The following is an 18900-nucleotide window of genomic DNA, read 5'->3' on the forward strand; positions in this document are numbered from 1 at the left end:
GGTACGAGGGAGGGCCGGTCTGCTTCGTCCCCCCACCTGGGCAGCCGGAACTTCGCTCGCTGCCGTGAGGATTCGTACCCCCTCGTTCCCTAGCCTTCTTGCATGGACAAGACGATCGATGGGTTACAGGCCGTGATCGAGGTCAGGGACGTCTACAAGCGTTTCGGCAGCACTCAGGCACTGGACGGCATGTCGTTCTCCGTCAGGCCGGGGCAGATCACCGGCTTCGTCGGTCCGAACGGTGCCGGCAAGTCGACGACGATGCGTGTCATCCTCGGGCTGGACAGGCCGGACAAGGGCAGCGCGCTGGTCGGCGGGCGTCCGTACCACACGCTGCGTACTCCGCTGAAGCACGTCGGCGCGCTGCTCGACGCGTCCGCCGTGCAGCCGAGCCGGACGGCCCGCCATCACCTGCTCTGGCTGGCGCACTCGCAGGGGCTCGGCACCGCCGCGGTGGACGAGGTGATCCGCCGGGTCGGCCTCCAGGACGTGGCAGGGCGCAAGGCCGGTGGCTTCTCCCTGGGCATGCGCCAGCGGCTCGGTATCGCGGCAGCGCTGCTCGGCGACCCGCCGATGCTCATGCTGGACGAACCGTTCAACGGTCTGGACCCCGAGGGCTTCAGGTGGATGCGGGGCTTCCTGGCGTCGCTCGCCGACCAGGGCCGTGCCGTGCTGGTGTCCAGTCACCTGATGAGCGAGCTCCAGGACTCGGCCCATCACGTGGTCGTCGTCGGGCGCGGCAAGGTCGTCGCCGACATGAGCGTGCGGGACCTGCTCGCGTCGGTGTCCGAGGGGCGCGTCACCCTGCGCACGTCCGCCCTCCGGCAGGCGATGGACGTGCTCGCGCGGGCCGGCGCGACGGTGAGTTCCACCGGGAACGACACGATCAGCGTCACCGACCTGCCGGCCGAACACGTCGTGTCCGTGCTCGGCTCGCACGCGGTGCCGTTCTCCGAGGTGTCCTCGCACCGTGCGTCCCTGGAGGAGGCCTACATGGAGCTCACCCGGGACTCCGTGCAGTACCGCGGCGTCGTCACCGGGGAGGCCGGACGATGACCACCACCCTCTCGCCGCCGCCCGCCACCAGCCGGCCGGCACGCGGCGGCTTCGGACGCGTACTGCGCGCGGAATGGACCAAGTTCCGGACCGTGCGGGGCTGGGTGCTCAGCACGCTCGGTGCTCTGGTCGTCACCTGTCTGGTCGGTCTGCTCGCGACGGCCCAGAGCAACGGCGGCGACGCGTCGAAGCTGCCGGTCGGCCCTTCTGGCCACGCGGTCAACGACGCCTTCTACTTCGTGCACCAGCCGCTGAAGGGCGACGGCAGCATCACCGTGTCGGTGTCCTCGCTGACCGGTCAGGTCGCGGAGTCTCCCACGGAGAACAAGCCCGGTCTCGCGCCCTGGTCCAAGGCCGGCATCATCGTGAAGGACTCCCTCAAGCCGGGTTCGTCGTACGCGGCCCTGATGGTCACCGGGGCCCACGGCGTGCGGATGCAGTACGACTACACGCACGACAAGGCGGGCCTTCCCGGTGCTGTGTCGGCCGAGGCGCCGCGTTGGCTGCGACTGGTGCGCTCCGGCGAGACCGTGACGGGCTATCAGTCGACGGACGGCAGTGCGTGGACCGAGGTGGGCTCGGCCCGCCTCTCCCGACTCTCCGAGTCGCCGCAGGTCGGCCTGTTCGTGGCCTCACCGTCCGCCACGGAGGACACCGGTACGGGAACGGGGTTCAACCCCGCTGTCGCGACCGGCACGTTCGGCGCGCCCGCCCTGAGCGGCGGCTGGAGCGGCGACGCCTGGCAGAACTTGCAGGTCAGCGATGGCGCGGGTACGAGCGGCAGCTACAGCCAGACGACGAAGGGCGAAGCGGTCAGGTCCGGCGGGGGTTACCGCATCACCGGCGCCGGCGACATCGCGCCGGTGGTCGGCGGGCCGGCGGCGAGCGGTGTGCGCATCGTCTCCAACTTCCTCGTCGGCGCATTCGCGGGACTGATCATGATGGTCGTCGTGGCCGCGGGCTACATGACCGCCGAGTACCGCCGCGGGCTGATCGGCGTCACGTTCGCGGCCAGCCCAGGCCGAGGAAGCGTGCTGGTGTCGAAGGCCCTCGTGGTGGGCTGCGCCGCCTTCCTCGCCGGTGCGGTCGCTGCCGCGTTCATGGTGCCGTTCGGTGCGTCCCGTTCCCTGGCGAACGGCTTTCCCGTCCTGACGGTGCCGTCCGCCACCGAACTGAGGGTCATCGTGGGCACGGGCCTGCTGCTGGCCGCGGCCAGTGTCTTCGCCCTGTCGGTCGGAGTGATCCTGCGGCGCAGCGCCGTGACCATCACCGTGGTGGTCGTCAGCATGGTGCTGCCCTATCTGCTCGCCACCGCGTCCGTTCTGCCGCCCTCGGCCTCGGACTGGCTCCTGAAGGTCACACCCGCCGCCGGGTTCGCCATCCAGCAGACCGTCACCCACTACGACCAGGTCGTCACGGTCTACTCGCCGATGCACGGCTATTTCCCGCTGGCGCCGTGGGCGGGCTTCGCCGTCCTGTGCGCCTACGCCGCTGCCGCCTTCGCCGGCGCGCTGGTCCTGATCCGACGGAGGGACGCATGAGGCACGCAGGACGCGCGGAGTGGACGAAACTGCGGACGGACACCAGCAACGCGTGGCTGCTGTTCGGTGCCGTGGCGCTGACCCTGGCGGTCGGCGCGGCGGTGGCCATGACCTCCCGGTGCGATGCCCTGGGCTGCGGGGAGGACGCCACGAAGCTCAGCCTCACCGGTGTCATGGTCGGTCAGGTCGTCGTCGCGATCGTCGCGGTGCTGATGGTCGGTAACGAGTACAGCACCGGCATGATGCAGAGCACCGTCGCCGCGGTACCGCGCCGGCTGACCGTCCTGTTCTCCAAGGTGGCCGTGCTCAGCGGGGTGATCGTGGTGGCGGGTGCCGTCGCCGTCGTCGGGTCCCTGCTGATCGGCGGGATGGTGCAGCCGGGGCGTGGCTTCACCGAGGCGCACGGCTACGAGGCGATGTCACTGGCCGACTCGGCGACCCTGCGCGCCGCCGCGGGATCCGTCCTGTACCTCGCCCTGATCGGGCTGCTCAGCCTCGGTGTCGCGCTCATCGTGCGGAGCTCGGCGACGGCGATCGGGATCGTGCTGGGACTGCTGTTCCTCTTCCCGATCCTCACCCAGGTGATCACGGACCCGGACTGGCAGCGGCTGCTCCAGCAGATCGCCCCCATGACGGCCGGCCTCTCCGTGCAGACGACGATCGACATCGACCGGCTCCCGATCGGCCCCTGGGAGGGGCTCGGCGTGGTGGCCCTGTGGGCCGCCGGCGCGCTGGCCGCCGGCGGCGCGATGCTGCGCCTGCGAGACGTATGAGCGAACCAGGCTACCCGCTAATCCCCCGGGCGGGTAAGGCGGTCCCGTGTCCAACTGCGCGAAGGCGCCAGTTGGACACGGGACCGCCATTTCTCTGCGCATGCACTTATGGATGGGCAGGCACGGTTGTCGTACGCTGAGGGCGCCCTAAAACGTATTTGCGCAGCATTCGGATAGACCGTCGCGAACGGTCCTTCGGGTGCTGGATGTTGCGCGTCCGCTGTCGGCCTGCTCTCGGAGGTTCCGGTGAGGAAGTACTGCAAATCGTACCCACTGGGTGAATTGCGCGGCTTTCCCGGCTGGTCTGCCGGGGCGCAGCCCGAGGAGCGTGAACTCGCCGACGACACCACGGTGTTCCTCTGCGATGAATTCACGGTCATGCTGAGTCCTGTCGGTGTCGACAAGGACAAGCGACTCTTCACCGAGGACACCCCGGAGTGGCGTGAATTCTGTGAGACCACTCTGAAATTCAGCATCCCGGACGACCTGGCATTCGCCTACGTGGAGTCCGAGCCGTCCTGAACCGGCCGTTTCGATCGGAGAGATGAACCATGGACGAACTGACCGAGCGCCTGAGCGCGGAGCAGAGCGTGGAGGTCGGCGGACCCGAGCCCACGCTGGAGGAACTGAACACCCGGCTGACGGACATCGGGACCGTCTTCGTGAAGTTCACGGAGACCAGAGGCGGCACCGATCTGGGCATACGCCTGGACCGGGAGGCGTCGGACCTGGGTGGCGCCGACTTCGACGCCCGGACCGGCACCGTGCACGTCGAGGGCACCCTCACGCTCAACGGTGACCCGGTGCGCTGCATCGCCGACATCGATCTGGCCACCTTGAAGGGGATCGGTCGACTCGCGCTCGTGGAAACGGCCGGCGCCTGACGGAATCCCATCCGGTGCTTCATGGGGCCGTGAGCCGACCCGCCACGCTACTCAAGAATATCGGATGTCGCTGATGACAAGGGCTGTGAAATCTGCGGACCCTGTGTGGTCACCGGTCGGGAACACCCCGATGGTGGATGTTTCTCTGGATGTGAACGGAAAGACGCGGCGGCTGCGACTCAAGCTCGAATCGAAGAATCCGTTCGGCTCGCTGAAGGACCGTATCGCCGTCTCCTTGATCGAGCATGTGGCCGACCGTATCGACAAGGACATCGGCGTCATCGAGTCGACGTCGGGAAATCTTGGTATCGCCATGTCGGCCGAATGCGCCGCACGTGGCGTCCCGTTCACCGCTGTCGTCGATCTGCGCACCAGCGCATTCTTCATCGAGCGGATGCGCGGCCTCGGAGCCAGGGTGCAGGTGATCGAGGAGCCGGATGCCGCCGGTGGATTTCTGCTCAACCGTATTCGATATGTCAAGGAACAGCTGAAGCTCCGTCCCGGCCTTGTCTGGACGAATCAGTACCGGAGCGAGGCGAACCCGAACGCCCACTTCGAGAGCACGGCACCCGAACTCCTGCGACAGGTGCCGGGTCCGGCGACGGTCCTGGTCCCCGTCTCCACGGGTGGCACGCTCGCCGGCCTGACCCGGTTCGTCGACGCGACCGGCGCGGACTGGCGCCTCATCGGTGTCGACGTCCACGGATCGGCGGCGCTCGGGCGCACCTCCGGGCGCAGGCTGCTGTCCGGGATCGGGGCGAGCTGTCCGTCGAGCTTCCTGGACCCCACGACCGCGACCGTGCAGTACATCGATGCCGCTGAAGCGGTGTCGGCCTGTCTGTGGCTGCAGGAGGAAGCCGGCATCGGCGTCGGGGGCAGTTCCGGGGCGACCGTGGCTGCCGCACTGCGGATGTTCCGGCAGGACCCGGAGACCGACGAACTCGTCTGCCTGTGCCCCGACGGAGCGGACCGCTACCGGACGACCATCTACCACGCCGACTGGCGGACCGCCCAGGGAATCACCCCAGCCGGGATGGGCGGCACAGTCGTCTACCGCGCCCTGGGCGAGAGCGGAGAATGATGTCCACCGAGGCACGCGGGCTGCTGACGCTGTCCGAACTGACCCGGGAGGAACTGCAGGGCCTGGTCGCCAGATCCCGCGAGCTCTTCCTCGACCGCACGGCGCACGACAGACCACTGCGCGGCAAACTGGTAGGCGTCCTCTTCGCCAAGACGTCGACGCGGACCAGGACCGCCTTCACGAGCGGCGCCGTGCGGCTCGGCGGGTTTCCCGTCACGTACGGTCCAAACGACCTCCAGACGGCCACCGGGGAATCCGTCGGGGACACCGGACGCATCCTCGGTTCCATGCTGGACGCGCTGGTCGCGAGGACGTCCGGACCCCTGGAGGACCTGCGGGAGATGGCCGACGCCGGACGCCTGCCCGTGATCAACGCCATGGCGGCCGAGGAGCACCCGACCCAGGGTGTGTGCGACCTGGCGACAATGCTCCTGCAGTTCGGTTCACTCGAAGGCATCTCCGTGCTCTACCTGGGCGAGGGCAACAACACGGCATCCGCCCTCGCTCACGGTGTCTCCCACATTCCGCGCTGCCGCATCACCTTCGCCACCCCGGCCGGCTACGGACTGGACCCGCAGGTGCTGGAGGCGGCCGCGAAGCGGGCGGCCGGGGCGGGCGGCAGCGTCCAGGAAGTCCACGACACGGACGACCTGCCGAGCGACGTGGACGTCGTCTACACGACGCGCTGGCAGACGACCGGCACCGTCAAGACGGATCCCGACTGGCGGGAGCGGTTCCGTCCGTTCCACATCGACGAGCGGTTCCTCGCACGCTGGCCGGAGGCGACGTTCATGCACGACCTGCCCGCGCACCGCGGCGAGGAGGTCTCCGGTGCGGTCCTGGACGGCCCGCGCTCGATCGCCTGGCAGCAGGCCGAGATGAAGCTGACCAGTGCCATGGCCGTACTGGAGTGGGGCGTGGCCGGCAAAGCGCCACAGATCAAGAACAGTTGACGTACCGCCGCGGACGGCCGCCCTCCTGCGCGGGCCGTTCGCCGTCCGCGGCCCCTTGAGCATCCGGCATTGATTCAGGCGATTCTCTGGAGGACGGGCACCCATGTCTGACGAGCTGTACTTGCGATCCAAGGTCATCGTGGAACCGCTGGTGGACCGGTTCTACGCCTGGCCGCACACCCTGGCGCCTGTCCAGGCCGCGATGAACCTGGCCTTCCTGCAGGTACCGCTCCTTGAGTCGTACCTCCAGTCCCCGAAGGTCCACGTGGCGGCCAGCGTCAACCCCGAGCTGCGCGGCGGCTACTTCGTCAACATCGCCGAGGAGCGCGCCGACGAGGTGCGCGACCTGCTGGCCACCATCAAGCGCGAGCGGGCCGCCATGATCCGCTTCGCCGAGGCGATCGCGGAGGGGCAGGAACTGCTCCGCAGCAACGCCACCGGGTTCGACCTGACCCCGCTGTACCCGAAGCTGCCCACGGAGCTCGCCGGCCTCGTCGAGCTGGCGTACGACACCGACAACCAGGCCCAGGTGCGCTTCATGGAGCCGCTGGCGTACCACAGCGAGGTCTACCAGGAGGAGCGCCAGTCGGTGCAGCTGTCCTTCGAGACCGGCATCGAGCGGCCGTTCATCCTCAGTACGCCACGACTGTCCTCGCCCGATGTGCTGGAGCTGGACATCCCGTTCCGCCACGCCGGGTTCGAAGAGCTTTTCAAGGCCCGGGTGCAGCCCACGACGCTCGCGAAGCTCCGCGAGGCCCTCGAACTCGACGACACCCGGACCGGGCAGCTGTCCGGCATGCTGAGCGACCGGCCGAGCCTGGCCGAGGACCGGCACATCGACGCGGGCGGCCGCATCCGCTACTTCGGCCACGCCTGTCTGGTCCTCCAGACGCACGAGGCCGCCGTCGTCACCGACCCGTTCATCAGTGCCGACAACACCGCCGGCGACCGGTACACCCTCGACGACCTGCCCGACTACATCGACCTCGTGCTGATCACACACGGCCACCAGGACCACATCGTCCTGGAGACCCTGTTCCAACTGCGCGGCCGGGTCGGCCGGATCGTCGTCCCCCGCTCCTCGCGCGGCAACCTCGCCGACCCGTCCATGGCGCTCATGCTCAAGCACCAGGGCTTCCCGGTCGTCGAGGTCGACGACTTCGACGAGGTGGAGTTCCCCGGCGGCAAGATCACCGCGACCCCCTTCCTCGGTGAGCACTGCGACCTCGACATCCGCGGAAAGTCCACGTACTGGGCGGAGTTCGCCGGCAAGAAGGTCTACATCGGCGCGGACTCCTCGGGCATCGACCCGGTGCTGTACCGCTACGTCCGGCAGCACCTGGGCACCGCGGACATCGCCTTCCTCGGCATGGAGTGCGACGGCGCCCCGCTCACCTGGCTCTACCAGGCGCTGCTCACCAAGCCGGTCACGAAGAAGATGAGCAACTCCCGCAAGCTGTCCGGCTCCAACGCCGCTCAGGCCGCCGACATCATGGTCGAGCTCGGAGCCGAGGAGGCGTACGTCTACGCAATGGGCGAGGAGCCCTGGCTCGGCCACGTCATGGCGACGACCTACACCGAGGACACGTACCAGATCAAGCAGATCGACGAGTTCATGGCCTGGTGCAAGGGCCGTGGCATCAAGGCGGGCCACCTGTACGGCCAGCAGGAATGGCGCTGGTAGAGGGACGACCGGCAACCCAGCGGCTTTTAAGGAGACAGACATGACAGTGCAGGACCTGTTGTACGCCGAGCTGTACACCCGGCACGCGCCGACGGCCGTCGACTACTTCGTCTCGGGAATGGGCTTCACCCGCATCGCCGACTCCGTGGAGCCCGACCGGAGTTCCATCCTGCTGCGCCAGGGGGAGACCCGGCTGATCGTGACGTCGGGTCCGGGCACCACCCGCTTCCTCGACCGGCACGGCGACGGCATCGCGGACCTCGCGTTCAGCTGCGACGACGTGGCGGCGACGCACGACGCGGCGGTGGCCGCCGGGGCCCGACCCCTGGGCGTCTCGCACGGGCACCGCGTCGTCTCCGGCTTCGGCGACGTCAGCCACACCCTGCTGCCGCACGCCACCGCCGCGACCGCCGAACTGCCGCCGGGCCGCACCTGGGTACGCAGCACGCCCGCGCCGGATCCCGCGCGGGAGGGCCCCGTCCGGCTGCTCGACCACGTCGCGGTCTGCCTGGAGGGGCACCGCCTCACCGAGTACGCGGACTTCTACGAGAAGGCCTTCGGGATGTCCCGCTACTCCTCCGAGTACGTGGCGGTCGGGGACCAGGCGATGGACTCGATCGTCGTCCGCAGCGACTCCGGGCGGGTCACCTTCACCCTGGTCGCCCCGGACCCGTCGAAGGAGCCGGGACAGCTCGACGCCTTCATCGAGCGCAACGGAGGTCCCGGTGTCCAGCACCTCGCCTTCCTGGTGGACGAGATCATCCCCACCGTGCGACGGATGAGCGAGGCCGGCACCGAGTTCCTCGCCACCCCCGACTCGTACTACGACGTGCTCGCCGAGCGGATCACCGGCATGCGCGAGGAGGTCGCGGAGCTGCGGTCCGTCCAGGTGCTCGCCGACCGCGACGAATGGGGCTACCTGCTGCAGCTGTTCAGCCGCTCGCCCTACGAGCGCAACACACTGTTCTTCGAACTCATCCAGCGCCAGGGCTCGCGCGGCTTCGGCAGCGCCAACATACGGGCCCTGTACGAGGCGGTCGAGCGAGACCGGCTGGCCGCAGGGTGAGTGGCGCGGCGGCGGACGGCGGCGCGCCGGGTCCGTACACCCTCGCGGACTGGGCGGTCCGTGCCCGCGCGGGCATGGACCCGGGCGTGTGGGACTTCTGCGCGGGCGGCGCGGGGGAGGAACGGACCCTCGCGGCCAACGTGGAGGCGTACGACCGCGTACGCTTCCGGCCGCGGGTGCTCACGGGGATGGGCCGGCCGGACACCACGACCCGGATCCTGGGCCGGTCCTGGGCGGCGCCCGTCGGCGTCGCCCCCCTCGCCTACCACACCCTGGCGGACCCGGCGGGCGAGGTCGCCACCGCCGGGGCCGCCGGACGCGCCGGTCTGCCCCTCGTGGTGAGCACCTTCGCCGGGCGGACCTTCGAGGACATCGCGCGGGTCGCCGCGGCGCCGCTCTGGCTGCAGGTCTACTGCTTCCGGGACCGCGACGCGACCCGGGCCCTCGTCGAGCGCGCCGAGCGGGCCGGGTTCGAGGCGCTGGTGCTGACCGCGGACGCGCCCCGGCTCGGGCGCCGGCTGCGCGATCTGCGCAACGGCTTCCGCCTGCCGGACGGCATCGTGCCCGCCAACCTCACCAGTGCCGGCTTCTCCTCACCGGCGGACCACGCGCTGGCCGAGTTCGACGCCGGCCTGGACTGGGGGGTGCTCGGCTGGCTGCGGGAGATCAGCGCGCTGCCGGTCCTGGTCAAGGGCGTCCTGACGCCCGCCGACGCACGGCAGGCGGTCGCCGCCGGGGCCGCCGGCATCGTCGTGTCCAACCACGGCGGCCGCCAGCTGGACGCGGTCCCCGCGACGCTCGACGTCCTGCCGGAGATCGCGGACGCGGTCCGGGGCGCCTGTCCCGTGCTCGTCGACGGCGGTGTGCGGCGCGGCTCGGACGTACTGGCGGCGCTGGCGCTCGGCGCCGACGCGGTGCTCCTGGGACGTCCGGTGCTGCACGGCCTCGCGGCGGGCGGCGAGACGGGCGTCGAGCGGGTGCTCGGCACCGTCGTCGACGAACTGGTGGAGACCATGACGTTCACGGGCACGCCGTCCGTCGACCGGGCGGGTCCGCCGCTCGTCGGTGGGCCGGAAGAAGCGGACGACGGGCGTCCCGTCGCCGCCCGACGGCTTCCCGAGCCGCCGCGCAGCCGGACGGGCGCCGCCGGACTGCGCAGGGAGGAGCTGCACGGCAGCGTCCGCGACCCGGTCCTCGACACCATGAACTTCCTCAACGAGATCACCCACCGCTACCCCGACGCGGTCTCGTTCGCCCCCGGTCGCCCCTACGACGGGTTCTTCGACACCGAGGACGTCTTCACGTACCTGCGCCGCTATCTGGACCACCTGGCCGCGCAGGGCGCCGGTCCCGCGCAGGTCCGCTCCGCGATCTTCCAGTACGGGCCGACCGCCGGCCAGATCCGGGAGTTCGTCGCGGACTCGCTCCGCAAGGACGAGGGGATCGACGTGTCGCCGGCGTCGGTGGTCGTGACCGTGGGCTGCCAGGAGGCGATGTTCCTCGCGGTCCGCGCCCTCATCTCCGGCCCCGACGACGTGCTGCTCGTCTCCAGCCCCTGTTACGTGGGCATCACCGGCGCCGCACGGCTCCTGGACGTCGAGGTCGGCGCCGTCGAGGAGGGCGAGAAGGGCTTCGACTGCGCCGCCCTGGAAGCCGCGATCCTCGCGGAGCGGGCCCGGGGCCGCCGCCCGCGCGCGTTCTACGTGATCCCCGACCACTCCAACCCCTCCGGCACGTCCATGACGCTGCCCGCCCGCCAGGAACTGCTCGACCTGGCGGAGCGGCACGACATCCTGATCCTGGAGGACAGCCCGTACCGGATGGTCAGCCCCGGCGAACAGCTGCCGACGCTCAAGTCCCTGGACCGCGAGCACCGGGTCGTGCACCTGGGGTCGTACTCCAAGACGCTCTTCCCCGGCACCAGGGTGGGTTTCGTCGTCGCGGACCAGCCGGTCGTCGACGACGCCGGCACCACCGGACTGCTCGCGGACGAACTCGCCCGGATCAAGAGCATGCTGACGGTCAACACCTCTCCGGTGAGCCAGGCCGTCACGGCCGGCATGCTCCTCTCCGTCGACGGCCGGACCTCGGAGCTCAACACCCGCACCGCCGCCTACTACGGCGACGCCATGCGGGTCACCCTCCGCGAGCTCGACCGACGCTTCCCCGAGGACGAGCGCGGCGCGCTCGGTATCAGCTGGAACGAGCCCACCGGAGGCTTCTTCCTCGCCGTCGATGTCCCGTTCCGCGCGGACAACGCCGCGCTGGAGCGCTCCGCGGAGGAGTTCGGCGTCATCTGGACGCCGATGTCCTACTTCTATCCGCGGGGTGGCGGCGAGTCGAGCCTGCGGCTGTCCGTCAGCTACCTGAGCCACGAGGAGATCGTGGACGGCGTCGACCGGCTGGCCCGCTTCGTACGGACGCAGGCACACCGAGCCGGTTGAACCGGCCCGCCCGACGATTTCGACTTCACCTCACGGAAGGAAAAAGCGGTGTTGGTGGCAGAAATTCTCATCCGCAGCAGGACCCGTATGTGGGGGTGGACTTTTCGATGACCGCATTGACGATCACGCCCGACATCGACGTCATGGGAGAGCGTGTTCCCCGGACCAAAACCACCGCCACGGCCCGGATCGCCGGTGTCGGTACGGCCAACAGTGAACACTCCTATTCACAGCGGGAGTTGCTCGACCACTTCGCCATCGAGGACCCCAAGGTCCGGTCGGTCTTCCTCAACAGTGCCATCGACCGGCGCTACCTCACCCTCCCCGAAGTGGACTCCGACGGCGCCCCGATCGAGGAGAGCCAGGGCGAACTGCTGGCCAAGCACCGCCGGATGGCCCTCGACATGGGCGCCCGCGCCGTACGTGCCTGTCTCAAGGACTCGGGCCTCGACCTGGCGGACATCGACTACCTGTGCTGCGTGACCACCACCGGCTTCCTCACCCCGGGCCTGAGCGCCCTGCTCATCCGGGAGATGGGCATCTCGCCGCGCACCAGCCGGGTCGACGTGGTGGGCATGGGCTGCAACGCCGGCCTCAACGCCCTCAACGCGGTGAACGGATGGTCCGTCGCCAACCCCGGCAAGGTGGCCGTCGCGCTCTGCGTGGAGGCGTGCTCCGCCGCGTACGTCATCGACTCGACCCTGCGCACCGCCGTGGTGAACAGTCTCTTCGGGGACGGCGCGGCGGCGGTCGCCCTGATCACCGACACCGAGGACACCGCCCACGGCGCCCCCGGCCAGGGGACCGGGTCGGGCAGCCCTCGCATCCTCTCCTTCGCCAGCCACCTCATCACCGACGCGATCGACGCGATGCGCTTCGACTGGGACGACTCCCAGGGCAAGTTCAGCTTCTTCCTGGACCCCCAGGTCCCGTACGTGGTGGGCGCGAACGCGGAGCAGATCATCGGCCGCCTGCTGGACGGCGCGGGACTGCGCCGCAGCGACATCAGCCACTGGCTGGTGCATTCGGGCGGCAAGAAGGTCATCGACGCGGTCCGGGTCAACCTGGGCCTGACCCGGCACGACGTGCGCCACACGGTCGATGTCCTGCGCGACTACGGCAACCTGTCGAGCGGCTCCTTCCTGTTCTCCTACGAACGGCTGCTCCAGGAACGAGCGACCCGATCCGGGGACTACGGCGTCCTCATGGTCATGGGACCCGGTTCGACCATCGAGGCTGCGCTGGTGCAGTGGTGACGGAGACGAAGATGACAGACGCGACGAAGGACTCCGCCCTCCCCGCCGACCTCGCGGACGCGGGGGACCGCGTCCTGCTGCGCATCGACGGCCGGCAGGCGCTTTCCGCGGAGACCGTCGCGGCCGTCGCCGCGGCCTGCGACCAGGCGGAGGACCAGGGCGGGCGCGCCAAGGTGATCGTGCGGGTGTCAGGCGCACCCGGGAGACCCCGGGCGCACGGCCTGACCGTGTCACTGGTCAACAAGTGGGAGCAGGTGCTGCGCCGGCTGGAGCGGTTGCCCGCGGCCACCTTCGCCGTCGCCGACGGCGACTGCGGGGGACTGGCCCTGGACGCCTTCCTCGCCGCGGACTACCGCATCGCGACGCGCTCGGCCCGCCTGATGATGCCGGTGGAGGACGATGCGACCTGGCCGGGCATGGCTCTCTTCCGGCTCGCGAAGCACGGCTCGACCGGCACCATCAGGCGGGCCGTGCTCTTCGGCATGCCCGTCGGGGCGGCCGACGGGCTGGCCCTGAACCTCGTGGACGAAATGGTCGACGACCCCGCGAAGGCCGTGGCCGTCGCAGTGGAGCGGTCGGCGGCCGTCGCCGGGACCGAACTGGCCATCCGGCGCCAGTTGCTGCTGGACGCGCCCACGACGAGCTTCGAGGAGGCCCTCGGCGTCCACCTGGCGGCGTGCGACCGTGCGCTGCGCCGTGCCGCGGTGGCGGGAGGCCGGTCGTGAACCTCGCCGAACCCGCCGAACCCGCCGAACCCGCCGAACCCGAACACGAAGCCGGAGCCGGCGGACAGGACGAGCTCCGGGCGGTGTGCGGCGAACTGGCGCACGCGCGGATCGCCCTCGCGAGGACCGCCGCACGCGCCGACGAGGTCATCGCGGCCCTGCCGGAACCGGCACGGCGTTCGTCCGCCCAGCGCGCGGCCGCCGCGGCCGCGCGGGCCGGGGCACGGGAGCTGCGCGCCGCGTTCCTCGGCGTGCACGCCGAGGCCGTGTACGACGAGCTGACCGCCGGCCGCACGCGCCACCTGAGAGTCGCCGAGCTGGCCGACGGCGCGGCGGCGGCCTTCCCCGGCCTGGTGCCGACCCCCGAACGGCTGGCGACGGAACGCTCCCGGCCGCAGGCGGAGAAGGAAGGGGACGAGATCGACCAGGGCCTCTTCTTCCGGGCGGTCCTGCGCTCGCCGGCCGCGGGTGCGCATCTGCTCGACGCGATGCTGCGTCCCACCCCGAGGGCCCTGGGTCTGCTGCCGGAGTTCCTGCGCACCGGCACGGCGGACCTCGGCTCGGTGCGCCTGGAGCGGACGGAGGCAGCGGCGCGTCTGACGATGTGCCGTGACGACTGTCTGAACGCCGAGGACGACCAGCAGATCGACGACATGGAGACGGCGGTCGATCTCGCGCTGCTCGACCCGGGGGTGGAGGTCTGTCTGCTGCGGGGTGGTGAGATGACGCATCCCCGGTACCGCGGAAGGCGGGTCTTCAGCGCGGGCGTGAACCTCAAGACGCTGCACGGTGGCGGGATCTCGCTCGTCGACTTTTTGCTGCGCCGGGAGCTCGGGTACATTCACAAGGTTCTTCGCGGCGTCCTGACCGGGAACGCTCCGGGCGGACTGCCGGCCACCGTGGAGAAGCCCTGGGTGGCCGCGGTGGACACCTTCGCGATCGGCGGCGGGGCCCAGATCCTGCTGGTGTTCGACTGCGTGCTCGCCGCGTCGGACGCCTACGTCAGTCTTCCGGCCGCCAAGGAGGGCATCATCCCGGGGGCGTCGAACTTCCGTCTGGGCAGGTCGGTCGGTCCGCGTCTGGCCCGGCAGCTGATTCTGGGCGGCCGTCGGCTGCGGGCGAGCGAGCCGGAGGCCCGGCTCGTCTTCGACGAGGTGCACGAGAGCGAGGCGCTGGACGAGGCCGCCGAGGCGGCGCTGCGCCGGCTGCGGGGTTCCGCGGTCCTCGCCAACCGGCGGATGCTGAACCTCGCGGAGGAGTCCCGGACCGATTTCCAGTCATACATGGCCGAATTCGCACTCCATCAATCGTTTCGCCTGTACAGCCCCGATGTCATCGAGAAGGTGGGGCGATTTGCGGCTTCCGGCTGACGGCCGGCGCGGTGTTTGCATGACGCGAAGCAGCAGTTGAACACTCTTGCCATCGGCCGGTGTCGCGGCGGTGCTCGGGTCCACCCGAACGCCGGCGCGTGCCGGCCGGTCGTCATCTCCGGCTGCGACTGGCGTGACGCGCTTTCAGCCTGTGAAAACTGAAACCTCGGTAGACATGGCAGGGCCGAAAAGCGACGATGGTGAATAACGACACGGCAGACAGAAGTGTTACGGGGGGCCGAGATCGTGGTGCTCTGTGCTGCCCTCCCGTATGTTCCAGGACGCGTGACTGGGGTCCGGCGCGTTGGAACGCTCGGGGGTGGGGTCGGGAACGACAAGTCAAGTGCTCGGCGAACGGTATTTGGATCGCCATTCGAGTCGACTCGAATGGCACATTCCGAATCGGAACCGGATTAGGTGAATGCCTTGATTCAGTCAGTTCGCACGCTCAAACCCTGCTCACACAACGTTGCCGACGGGGGCGACGGGGACCCGTGGAATCCATCTGATCGGCGCGAGAATGTCTCCTTGATGTCGATCGAACTACTTCTTCCCGGAGATTCTCCGCGTTCGGAAGGCCTGGACGAGGAACACATAGCGAGATTAGCGGAGATTGACACGCCGATCCCCGCGATCCTCGTGGATCGCCGCACCACCCGGGTGATCGACGGAATGCACCGCCTCATGGCCGCGAAACTGCGGGGCCAAGAGCTGATCGAGGTCGAGCTGTTCGACGGAACGCCGGAAGAAGCGTTCCTGCGGGCGGTGGAGGTGAACGTCTCCCACGGCCTTCCGCTGACCCTGGCCGACCGACGAGCCGCCGCCGGCCGCATCATCGCCTCCCACCCGCAGATGTCGGACCGGGCGATCGCCCGGGCGGCCGGCCTCGGCGCCAAGGCGGTCGCGGCGATACGGCGCCGCGTGGCCGATGCGCTGCCCCAGCTCAGCGCCCGCATCGGCCGGGACGGCAAGATGCGTCCGCTCAGCAGCGTGGACGGCCGGCTGAGGGCCGCCGAACTGATCGCCGAACGGCCGGAGGCGTCGCTGCGCGAGGTGTCCCGCCTCGCCGGTATCTCTCCCGCGACCGTCAGCGACGTCCGCAAGCGGCTGGAACTGGGCCTGGCCCCGGTGGTGCAGCCTGCCCGCGCCCCCGAAGCTCCCGCGGACCCGCCCGCGGCGGCCGAGGCCGGCGACCGGCGCGTCCAGCTCAGACGGAACCAGTTCCCGGCCGACCCCGCCACCGCCCTGGAGAAGCTGCTGCGGGACCCCTCGCTCCGGCACAAGGAGGGCGGGCGCCAGCTGCTCCGGCTGCTGCAGCAGCAGAACGCGGTGGCGACGCGCGCGGGCGAGGACCTCGTGGAGGCCGTACCGAGCCACTGCGGAAGCCTCGTACTGGACCTGGCCCGGTACTACGCGGACACGTGGACGGACCTCGCGAAGCAGCTGGACGAGCGAGTGCGCCAGGAGAACCGGCGCAGTGTCGGCGGCTGACATGCTGACGGCCGGAGCATGACCGGGACGGCGGCGTTCGAGGCCGCGCGGCAGGAGATCGCCTACGCGTTTGAAAACACAACCTTTTTCCGGAAGCACATGGAGGACAATGGACTCTGTCCGGCCGACATCAAGGACACGGACGACTTCCTGCGGATACCGCCCACCGCGAAGCCGGACTACCGGCGCTACTTCCCCGCGGGGGTGCTGGCGAAGGGGTACACCCTCAGCTCGCCCCACGTGATGCGCTTCCAGAGCTCCGGAACGTCCGGCGACCGCCTCAACAGCGCCATCCTCTCCTACGACCTGGCGCGGCGGCAGGCGACGGCTCTCGCGGTGAACCGTCGGTTCGACGATCTCTGGCGTCCCGGCAGCAGGCCCAGGACGTGCCGGTTCGCGCCACCGAACTGTTCGGACGTGGAGTGCGCGACGGGACTGCTGCCCCTGGAGGACCGGACGCTTCCGGACGGCACCGTGGTGCTGACCGTGGCCCACGACCTGATGGCGACTCCGGAATGGCAGATCGTCCAGACGCTGGACGAACTGGAGATCTGCGAGCCCGACCTGCTGCTGGTGGACTCCACGCACTTCGCCTTCCTGATCAGGTGGGCGCGGCGGCTCGGACGGCGGATCAGCTCACCGCGCACCCTGCACCTGGTGAGCGGCTACACCCTCATGACGCGGGTGGCGCGGCGGGAGATCGACGCGTTCCTGGGCGCGGACATGCCCGTCGGCGACATGATCGGCATGTCCGAGCTCGGCTACCTGGGATTCGAGTGCCACAAGGGACTCCGGCACATCAACGACCAGGACTTCTACCTGGAGTTCGTCCGCGACGGCCGGCCCGTCGAGGTCGGCACCATGGGCGAGCTGTACGTCACCACGCTGGACGACACGCTGGTGCCCCGCATCCGGTACGCCACGGGGGACTACTTCACCCCGCTGGGGGACGCGTGCGACTGCGGCAGTGACCTGCCGGTGGTACGGATCGAGGGCCGGGCCACGCAGGCGGTGCGCCTGCGGACCGGGCGCCTCGTGTCGCCGGGCACCGTGGACACGGTGGTCGGCGACGCGCCCTGGCTGGACCTCTACAAGCTGGAACAGGACCCGACGGGTGCGTGCACCTTCCAGTACGTCGCCAACTCCGCCGAACAGGAAGGGGACGCGTCGGCACTCGAAGCCCGCGTCAGCGAGACCCTGGAACCGAACCCGGTCCGCTTCGAGGCGGTCGACTACATCGCGTGCGAGCGCAGCGGGAAGTTCCAGGCATGCGTGTCCCATCTCTCCGCGGAAGGCGCGTGGTGACAGTGAAGGAACCCCGCCGGGACGATTTCCCGGCGCTGGGACGGGAGATCGACGGACACGCGATCTCGTACCTGGACAACGGGGCCACCACCCTGAAGCCGCGCTCGGTCATCGAGGCCGTCTGCGGGTACTACGAGTCCAACGGCGCGAACATCCACCGGGGCAAGCACCGGCTCTCCGAGGAGGCGTCCGACGCCTACGAGTCCTCCCGCACGGTGATCGCCCGGCACATCGGAGCGGCGGCGAACGAGGTGGTCCTGCTGAGGAACACCAGCGAGGCGCTGAACCTCGTCGCCGCCGGTCTGGACCTGGCCCCGGGCGCCCGCGTCGTCGGCTGCCTGGACGCGCACCACTCCCAGCTGCTGCCCTGGCGCAGGGTCGGACACCTCGACCTGGCACGGGTGGACGCGCACGGCCGCCTCGACCGCGAACACTTCCGGAAGCTGCTGAGCGACCCGCCCGAGGTGGTCGTGCTCACGCACTGCTCCAACGTCACCGGTGTCGTCCATCCGGTGCGCGACCTGGTGGCCGAAATCCGTGCCGCGTGCGACGCGACGATCGTGCTCGACGCCGCGCAGTCCCTGCCCCACGGGCGTCTCAGCGTGCGCGACCTGGACGTCGACTTCATGGCATTCTCGATGCACAAGATGCTGGGCCCCACCGGGGTCGGCTGCCTCTTCGGCCGCAGCGAGCGGCTCGCTGCGCTGCGGCCCCTGACGGTCGGCGGGGGGATGGTCGACTGGGTCGACCTCGACGGCAGCGTGGACCGGCGCATCCCCTTCCGCTTCGAGACGGGGACACCGGCCGTCGCCTCCGTCATCGGCTCCGCCGCGGCGATCCGCTACCTCGACGAGCTCGACCCGGACAAGCGCCACCGGCGCGAACGCTACCTCTGCGCGGCCCTCGTCGACGGAGCGCTCGCGCGCCCCGCCCTGACCCTGATCGGACCCCCGGACCACACCGACCGCATCGCGCTCGCCTCGCTCCGCCTGGACGCGGCCGTCCCCACCGATGAGGTCGCCCGCCTGCTGAGCGACTCCTACGGCTACATGGTCCGCAGCGGCCACATGTGCGCCCAGCCCCTCGTCACCGAACTCGCCGGCGGCGCGGTCCTGCGCGTCTCGGCCTACCTGTACAACGAGGTCGCCGAGATCGAGGGCTTCTACCAGGCCCTCGACGAACTCCTGACCTGGGTGGCACCCGCCACCGGCGGCTAGGGCCCGTCGTCCTCCCGCAGCCGCCCGAGGAACGCGGTCCGCAGCCGGCCGAGG

General features: G+C 70.0%; 16 protein-coding genes and 1 pseudogene. All 17 read left to right on the plus strand.

What is annotated here, in order from left to right:
- Positions 1 to 102 precede the first annotated feature (102 nt).
- The 17 genes and pseudogenes from ACFWGJ_RS12200 (at position 103) to ACFWGJ_RS12280 (ending at position 18846) form a co-directional block, all read left to right on the plus strand.
- Complete coding sequence (locus ACFWGJ_RS12200) at positions 103 to 1056, plus strand: ATP-binding cassette domain-containing protein (RefSeq protein ID WP_387322929.1); 954 nt, start codon at positions 103 to 105, stop codon at positions 1054 to 1056.
- On the plus strand, positions 1053 to 2597 hold the full coding sequence (locus ACFWGJ_RS12205; protein WP_387322931.1) for a hypothetical protein: 1545 nt from the start codon (positions 1053 to 1055) through the stop codon (positions 2595 to 2597). Before ACFWGJ_RS12200 ends, ACFWGJ_RS12205 begins: the two co-directional genes overlap by 4 nt.
- On the plus strand, positions 2594 to 3370 hold the full coding sequence (locus ACFWGJ_RS12210) for an ABC transporter permease (protein WP_387322933.1): 777 nt from the start codon (positions 2594 to 2596) through the stop codon (positions 3368 to 3370). The genes ACFWGJ_RS12205 and ACFWGJ_RS12210 overlap by 4 nt, the downstream gene beginning before the upstream one ends.
- A gap of 246 nt (positions 3371 to 3616) precedes the next feature.
- On the plus strand, positions 3617 to 3892 hold the full coding sequence (locus tag ACFWGJ_RS12215) for a hypothetical protein (protein ID WP_318108579.1): 276 nt from the start codon (positions 3617 to 3619) through the stop codon (positions 3890 to 3892).
- A gap of 29 nt (positions 3893 to 3921) precedes the next feature.
- Positions 3922 to 4254, plus strand: a complete 333-nt coding sequence (locus ACFWGJ_RS12220) for a hypothetical protein (RefSeq protein WP_387322935.1) — start codon at positions 3922 to 3924, stop codon at positions 4252 to 4254.
- Between the two features lie 73 nt (positions 4255 to 4327).
- Entirely contained in the window at positions 4328 to 5335 is a 1008-nt protein-coding gene (locus ACFWGJ_RS12225; RefSeq protein WP_387322936.1) for a pyridoxal-phosphate dependent enzyme, read from the plus strand.
- A complete protein-coding gene (locus ACFWGJ_RS12230; RefSeq protein ID WP_387322938.1) occupies positions 5332 to 6288 on the plus strand; it encodes an ornithine carbamoyltransferase in 957 nt (318 codons plus the stop codon). Before ACFWGJ_RS12225 ends, ACFWGJ_RS12230 begins: the two co-directional genes overlap by 4 nt.
- 103 nt (positions 6289 to 6391) lie before the next feature.
- Positions 6392 to 7972, plus strand: coding sequence for an MBL fold metallo-hydrolase (locus ACFWGJ_RS12235; protein ID WP_387322939.1), 1581 nt, complete (start codon positions 6392 to 6394; stop codon positions 7970 to 7972).
- A gap of 40 nt (positions 7973 to 8012) precedes the next feature.
- Positions 8013 to 9038 (plus strand): 4-hydroxyphenylpyruvate dioxygenase, encoded by a 1026-nt coding sequence (hppD, locus tag ACFWGJ_RS12240; RefSeq protein ID WP_387322941.1) that lies wholly within the window; start codon positions 8013 to 8015, stop codon positions 9036 to 9038.
- 74 nt (positions 9039 to 9112) lie between these two features.
- Positions 9113 to 10081 (plus strand): annotated as a pseudogene (locus ACFWGJ_RS12245) (alpha-hydroxy acid oxidase); the annotation flags it as partial.
- 159 nt (positions 10082 to 10240) lie between these two features.
- Positions 10241 to 11482: a PLP-dependent aminotransferase family protein gene (locus ACFWGJ_RS12250; protein ID WP_387322973.1), complete on the plus strand. Its 1242-nt coding sequence runs from the start codon at positions 10241 to 10243 to the stop codon at positions 11480 to 11482.
- A gap of 143 nt (positions 11483 to 11625) precedes the next feature.
- A complete protein-coding gene (gene dpgA, locus ACFWGJ_RS12255) occupies positions 11626 to 12738 on the plus strand; it encodes a 3,5-dihydroxyphenylacetyl-CoA synthase DpgA (RefSeq protein WP_387322975.1) in 1113 nt (370 codons plus the stop codon).
- Between the two features lie 11 nt (positions 12739 to 12749).
- On the plus strand, positions 12750 to 13463 hold the full coding sequence (gene dpgB, locus ACFWGJ_RS12260) for an enoyl-CoA-hydratase DpgB (RefSeq protein WP_387322943.1): 714 nt from the start codon (positions 12750 to 12752) through the stop codon (positions 13461 to 13463).
- A 110-nt stretch (positions 13464 to 13573) separates the two neighbouring features.
- Positions 13574 to 14833, plus strand: a complete 1260-nt coding sequence (dpgC, locus tag ACFWGJ_RS12265; protein ID WP_387322977.1) for a (3,5-dihydroxyphenyl)acetyl-CoA 1,2-dioxygenase DpgC — start codon at positions 13574 to 13576, stop codon at positions 14831 to 14833.
- A 639-nt stretch (positions 14834 to 15472) separates the two neighbouring features.
- On the plus strand, positions 15473 to 16324 hold the full coding sequence (locus ACFWGJ_RS12270; protein ID WP_387322945.1) for a transcriptional regulator: 852 nt from the start codon (positions 15473 to 15475) through the stop codon (positions 16322 to 16324).
- Between the two features lie 99 nt (positions 16325 to 16423).
- Positions 16424 to 17629 carry a hypothetical protein gene (locus ACFWGJ_RS12275; RefSeq protein ID WP_387322946.1) on the plus strand — a complete coding sequence of 402 codons (1206 nt, stop codon included), beginning with the start codon at positions 16424 to 16426 and terminating at the stop codon, positions 17627 to 17629.
- Positions 17623 to 18846 (plus strand): aminotransferase class V-fold PLP-dependent enzyme, encoded by a 1224-nt coding sequence (locus ACFWGJ_RS12280; RefSeq protein ID WP_387322948.1) that lies wholly within the window; start codon positions 17623 to 17625, stop codon positions 18844 to 18846. The genes ACFWGJ_RS12275 and ACFWGJ_RS12280 overlap by 7 nt, the downstream gene beginning before the upstream one ends.
- Positions 18847 to 18900 lie beyond the last annotated feature (54 nt).

Origin of the sequence: Streptomyces sp. NPDC060205 (genome assembly GCF_042728395.1) — a bacterium.
Classification (GTDB): Bacteria; Actinomycetota; Actinomycetes; order Streptomycetales; family Streptomycetaceae; genus Streptomyces.

Bases quoted from the DNA above. Each gene is read 5' to 3' on its own strand.
- ACFWGJ_RS12200 (WP_387322929.1), top strand. From the start codon at position 103: ATGGACAAGACGATCGATGGGTTACAGGCCGTGATCGAGGTCAGGGAC.
- ACFWGJ_RS12205 (WP_387322931.1), top strand. From the start codon at position 1,053: ATGACCACCACCCTCTCGCCGCCGCCCGCCACCAGCCGGCCGGCACGC.
- ACFWGJ_RS12210 (WP_387322933.1), top strand. From the start codon at position 2,594: ATGAGGCACGCAGGACGCGCGGAGTGGACGAAACTGCGGACGGACACC.
- ACFWGJ_RS12220 (WP_387322935.1), top strand. From the start codon at position 3,922: ATGGACGAACTGACCGAGCGCCTGAGCGCGGAGCAGAGCGTGGAGGTC.
- ACFWGJ_RS12225 (WP_387322936.1), top strand. From the start codon at position 4,328: ATGACAAGGGCTGTGAAATCTGCGGACCCTGTGTGGTCACCGGTCGGG.
- ACFWGJ_RS12230 (WP_387322938.1), top strand. From the start codon at position 5,332: ATGATGTCCACCGAGGCACGCGGGCTGCTGACGCTGTCCGAACTGACC.
- ACFWGJ_RS12235 (WP_387322939.1), top strand. From the start codon at position 6,392: ATGTCTGACGAGCTGTACTTGCGATCCAAGGTCATCGTGGAACCGCTG.
- hppD (WP_387322941.1), top strand. From the start codon at position 8,013: ATGACAGTGCAGGACCTGTTGTACGCCGAGCTGTACACCCGGCACGCG.
- ACFWGJ_RS12250 (WP_387322973.1), top strand. From the start codon at position 10,241: ATGAACTTCCTCAACGAGATCACCCACCGCTACCCCGACGCGGTCTCG.
- dpgA (WP_387322975.1), top strand. From the start codon at position 11,626: ATGGGAGAGCGTGTTCCCCGGACCAAAACCACCGCCACGGCCCGGATC.
- dpgB (WP_387322943.1), top strand. From the start codon at position 12,750: ATGACAGACGCGACGAAGGACTCCGCCCTCCCCGCCGACCTCGCGGAC.
- ACFWGJ_RS12275 (WP_387322946.1), top strand. From the start codon at position 16,424: ATGGAGGACAATGGACTCTGTCCGGCCGACATCAAGGACACGGACGAC.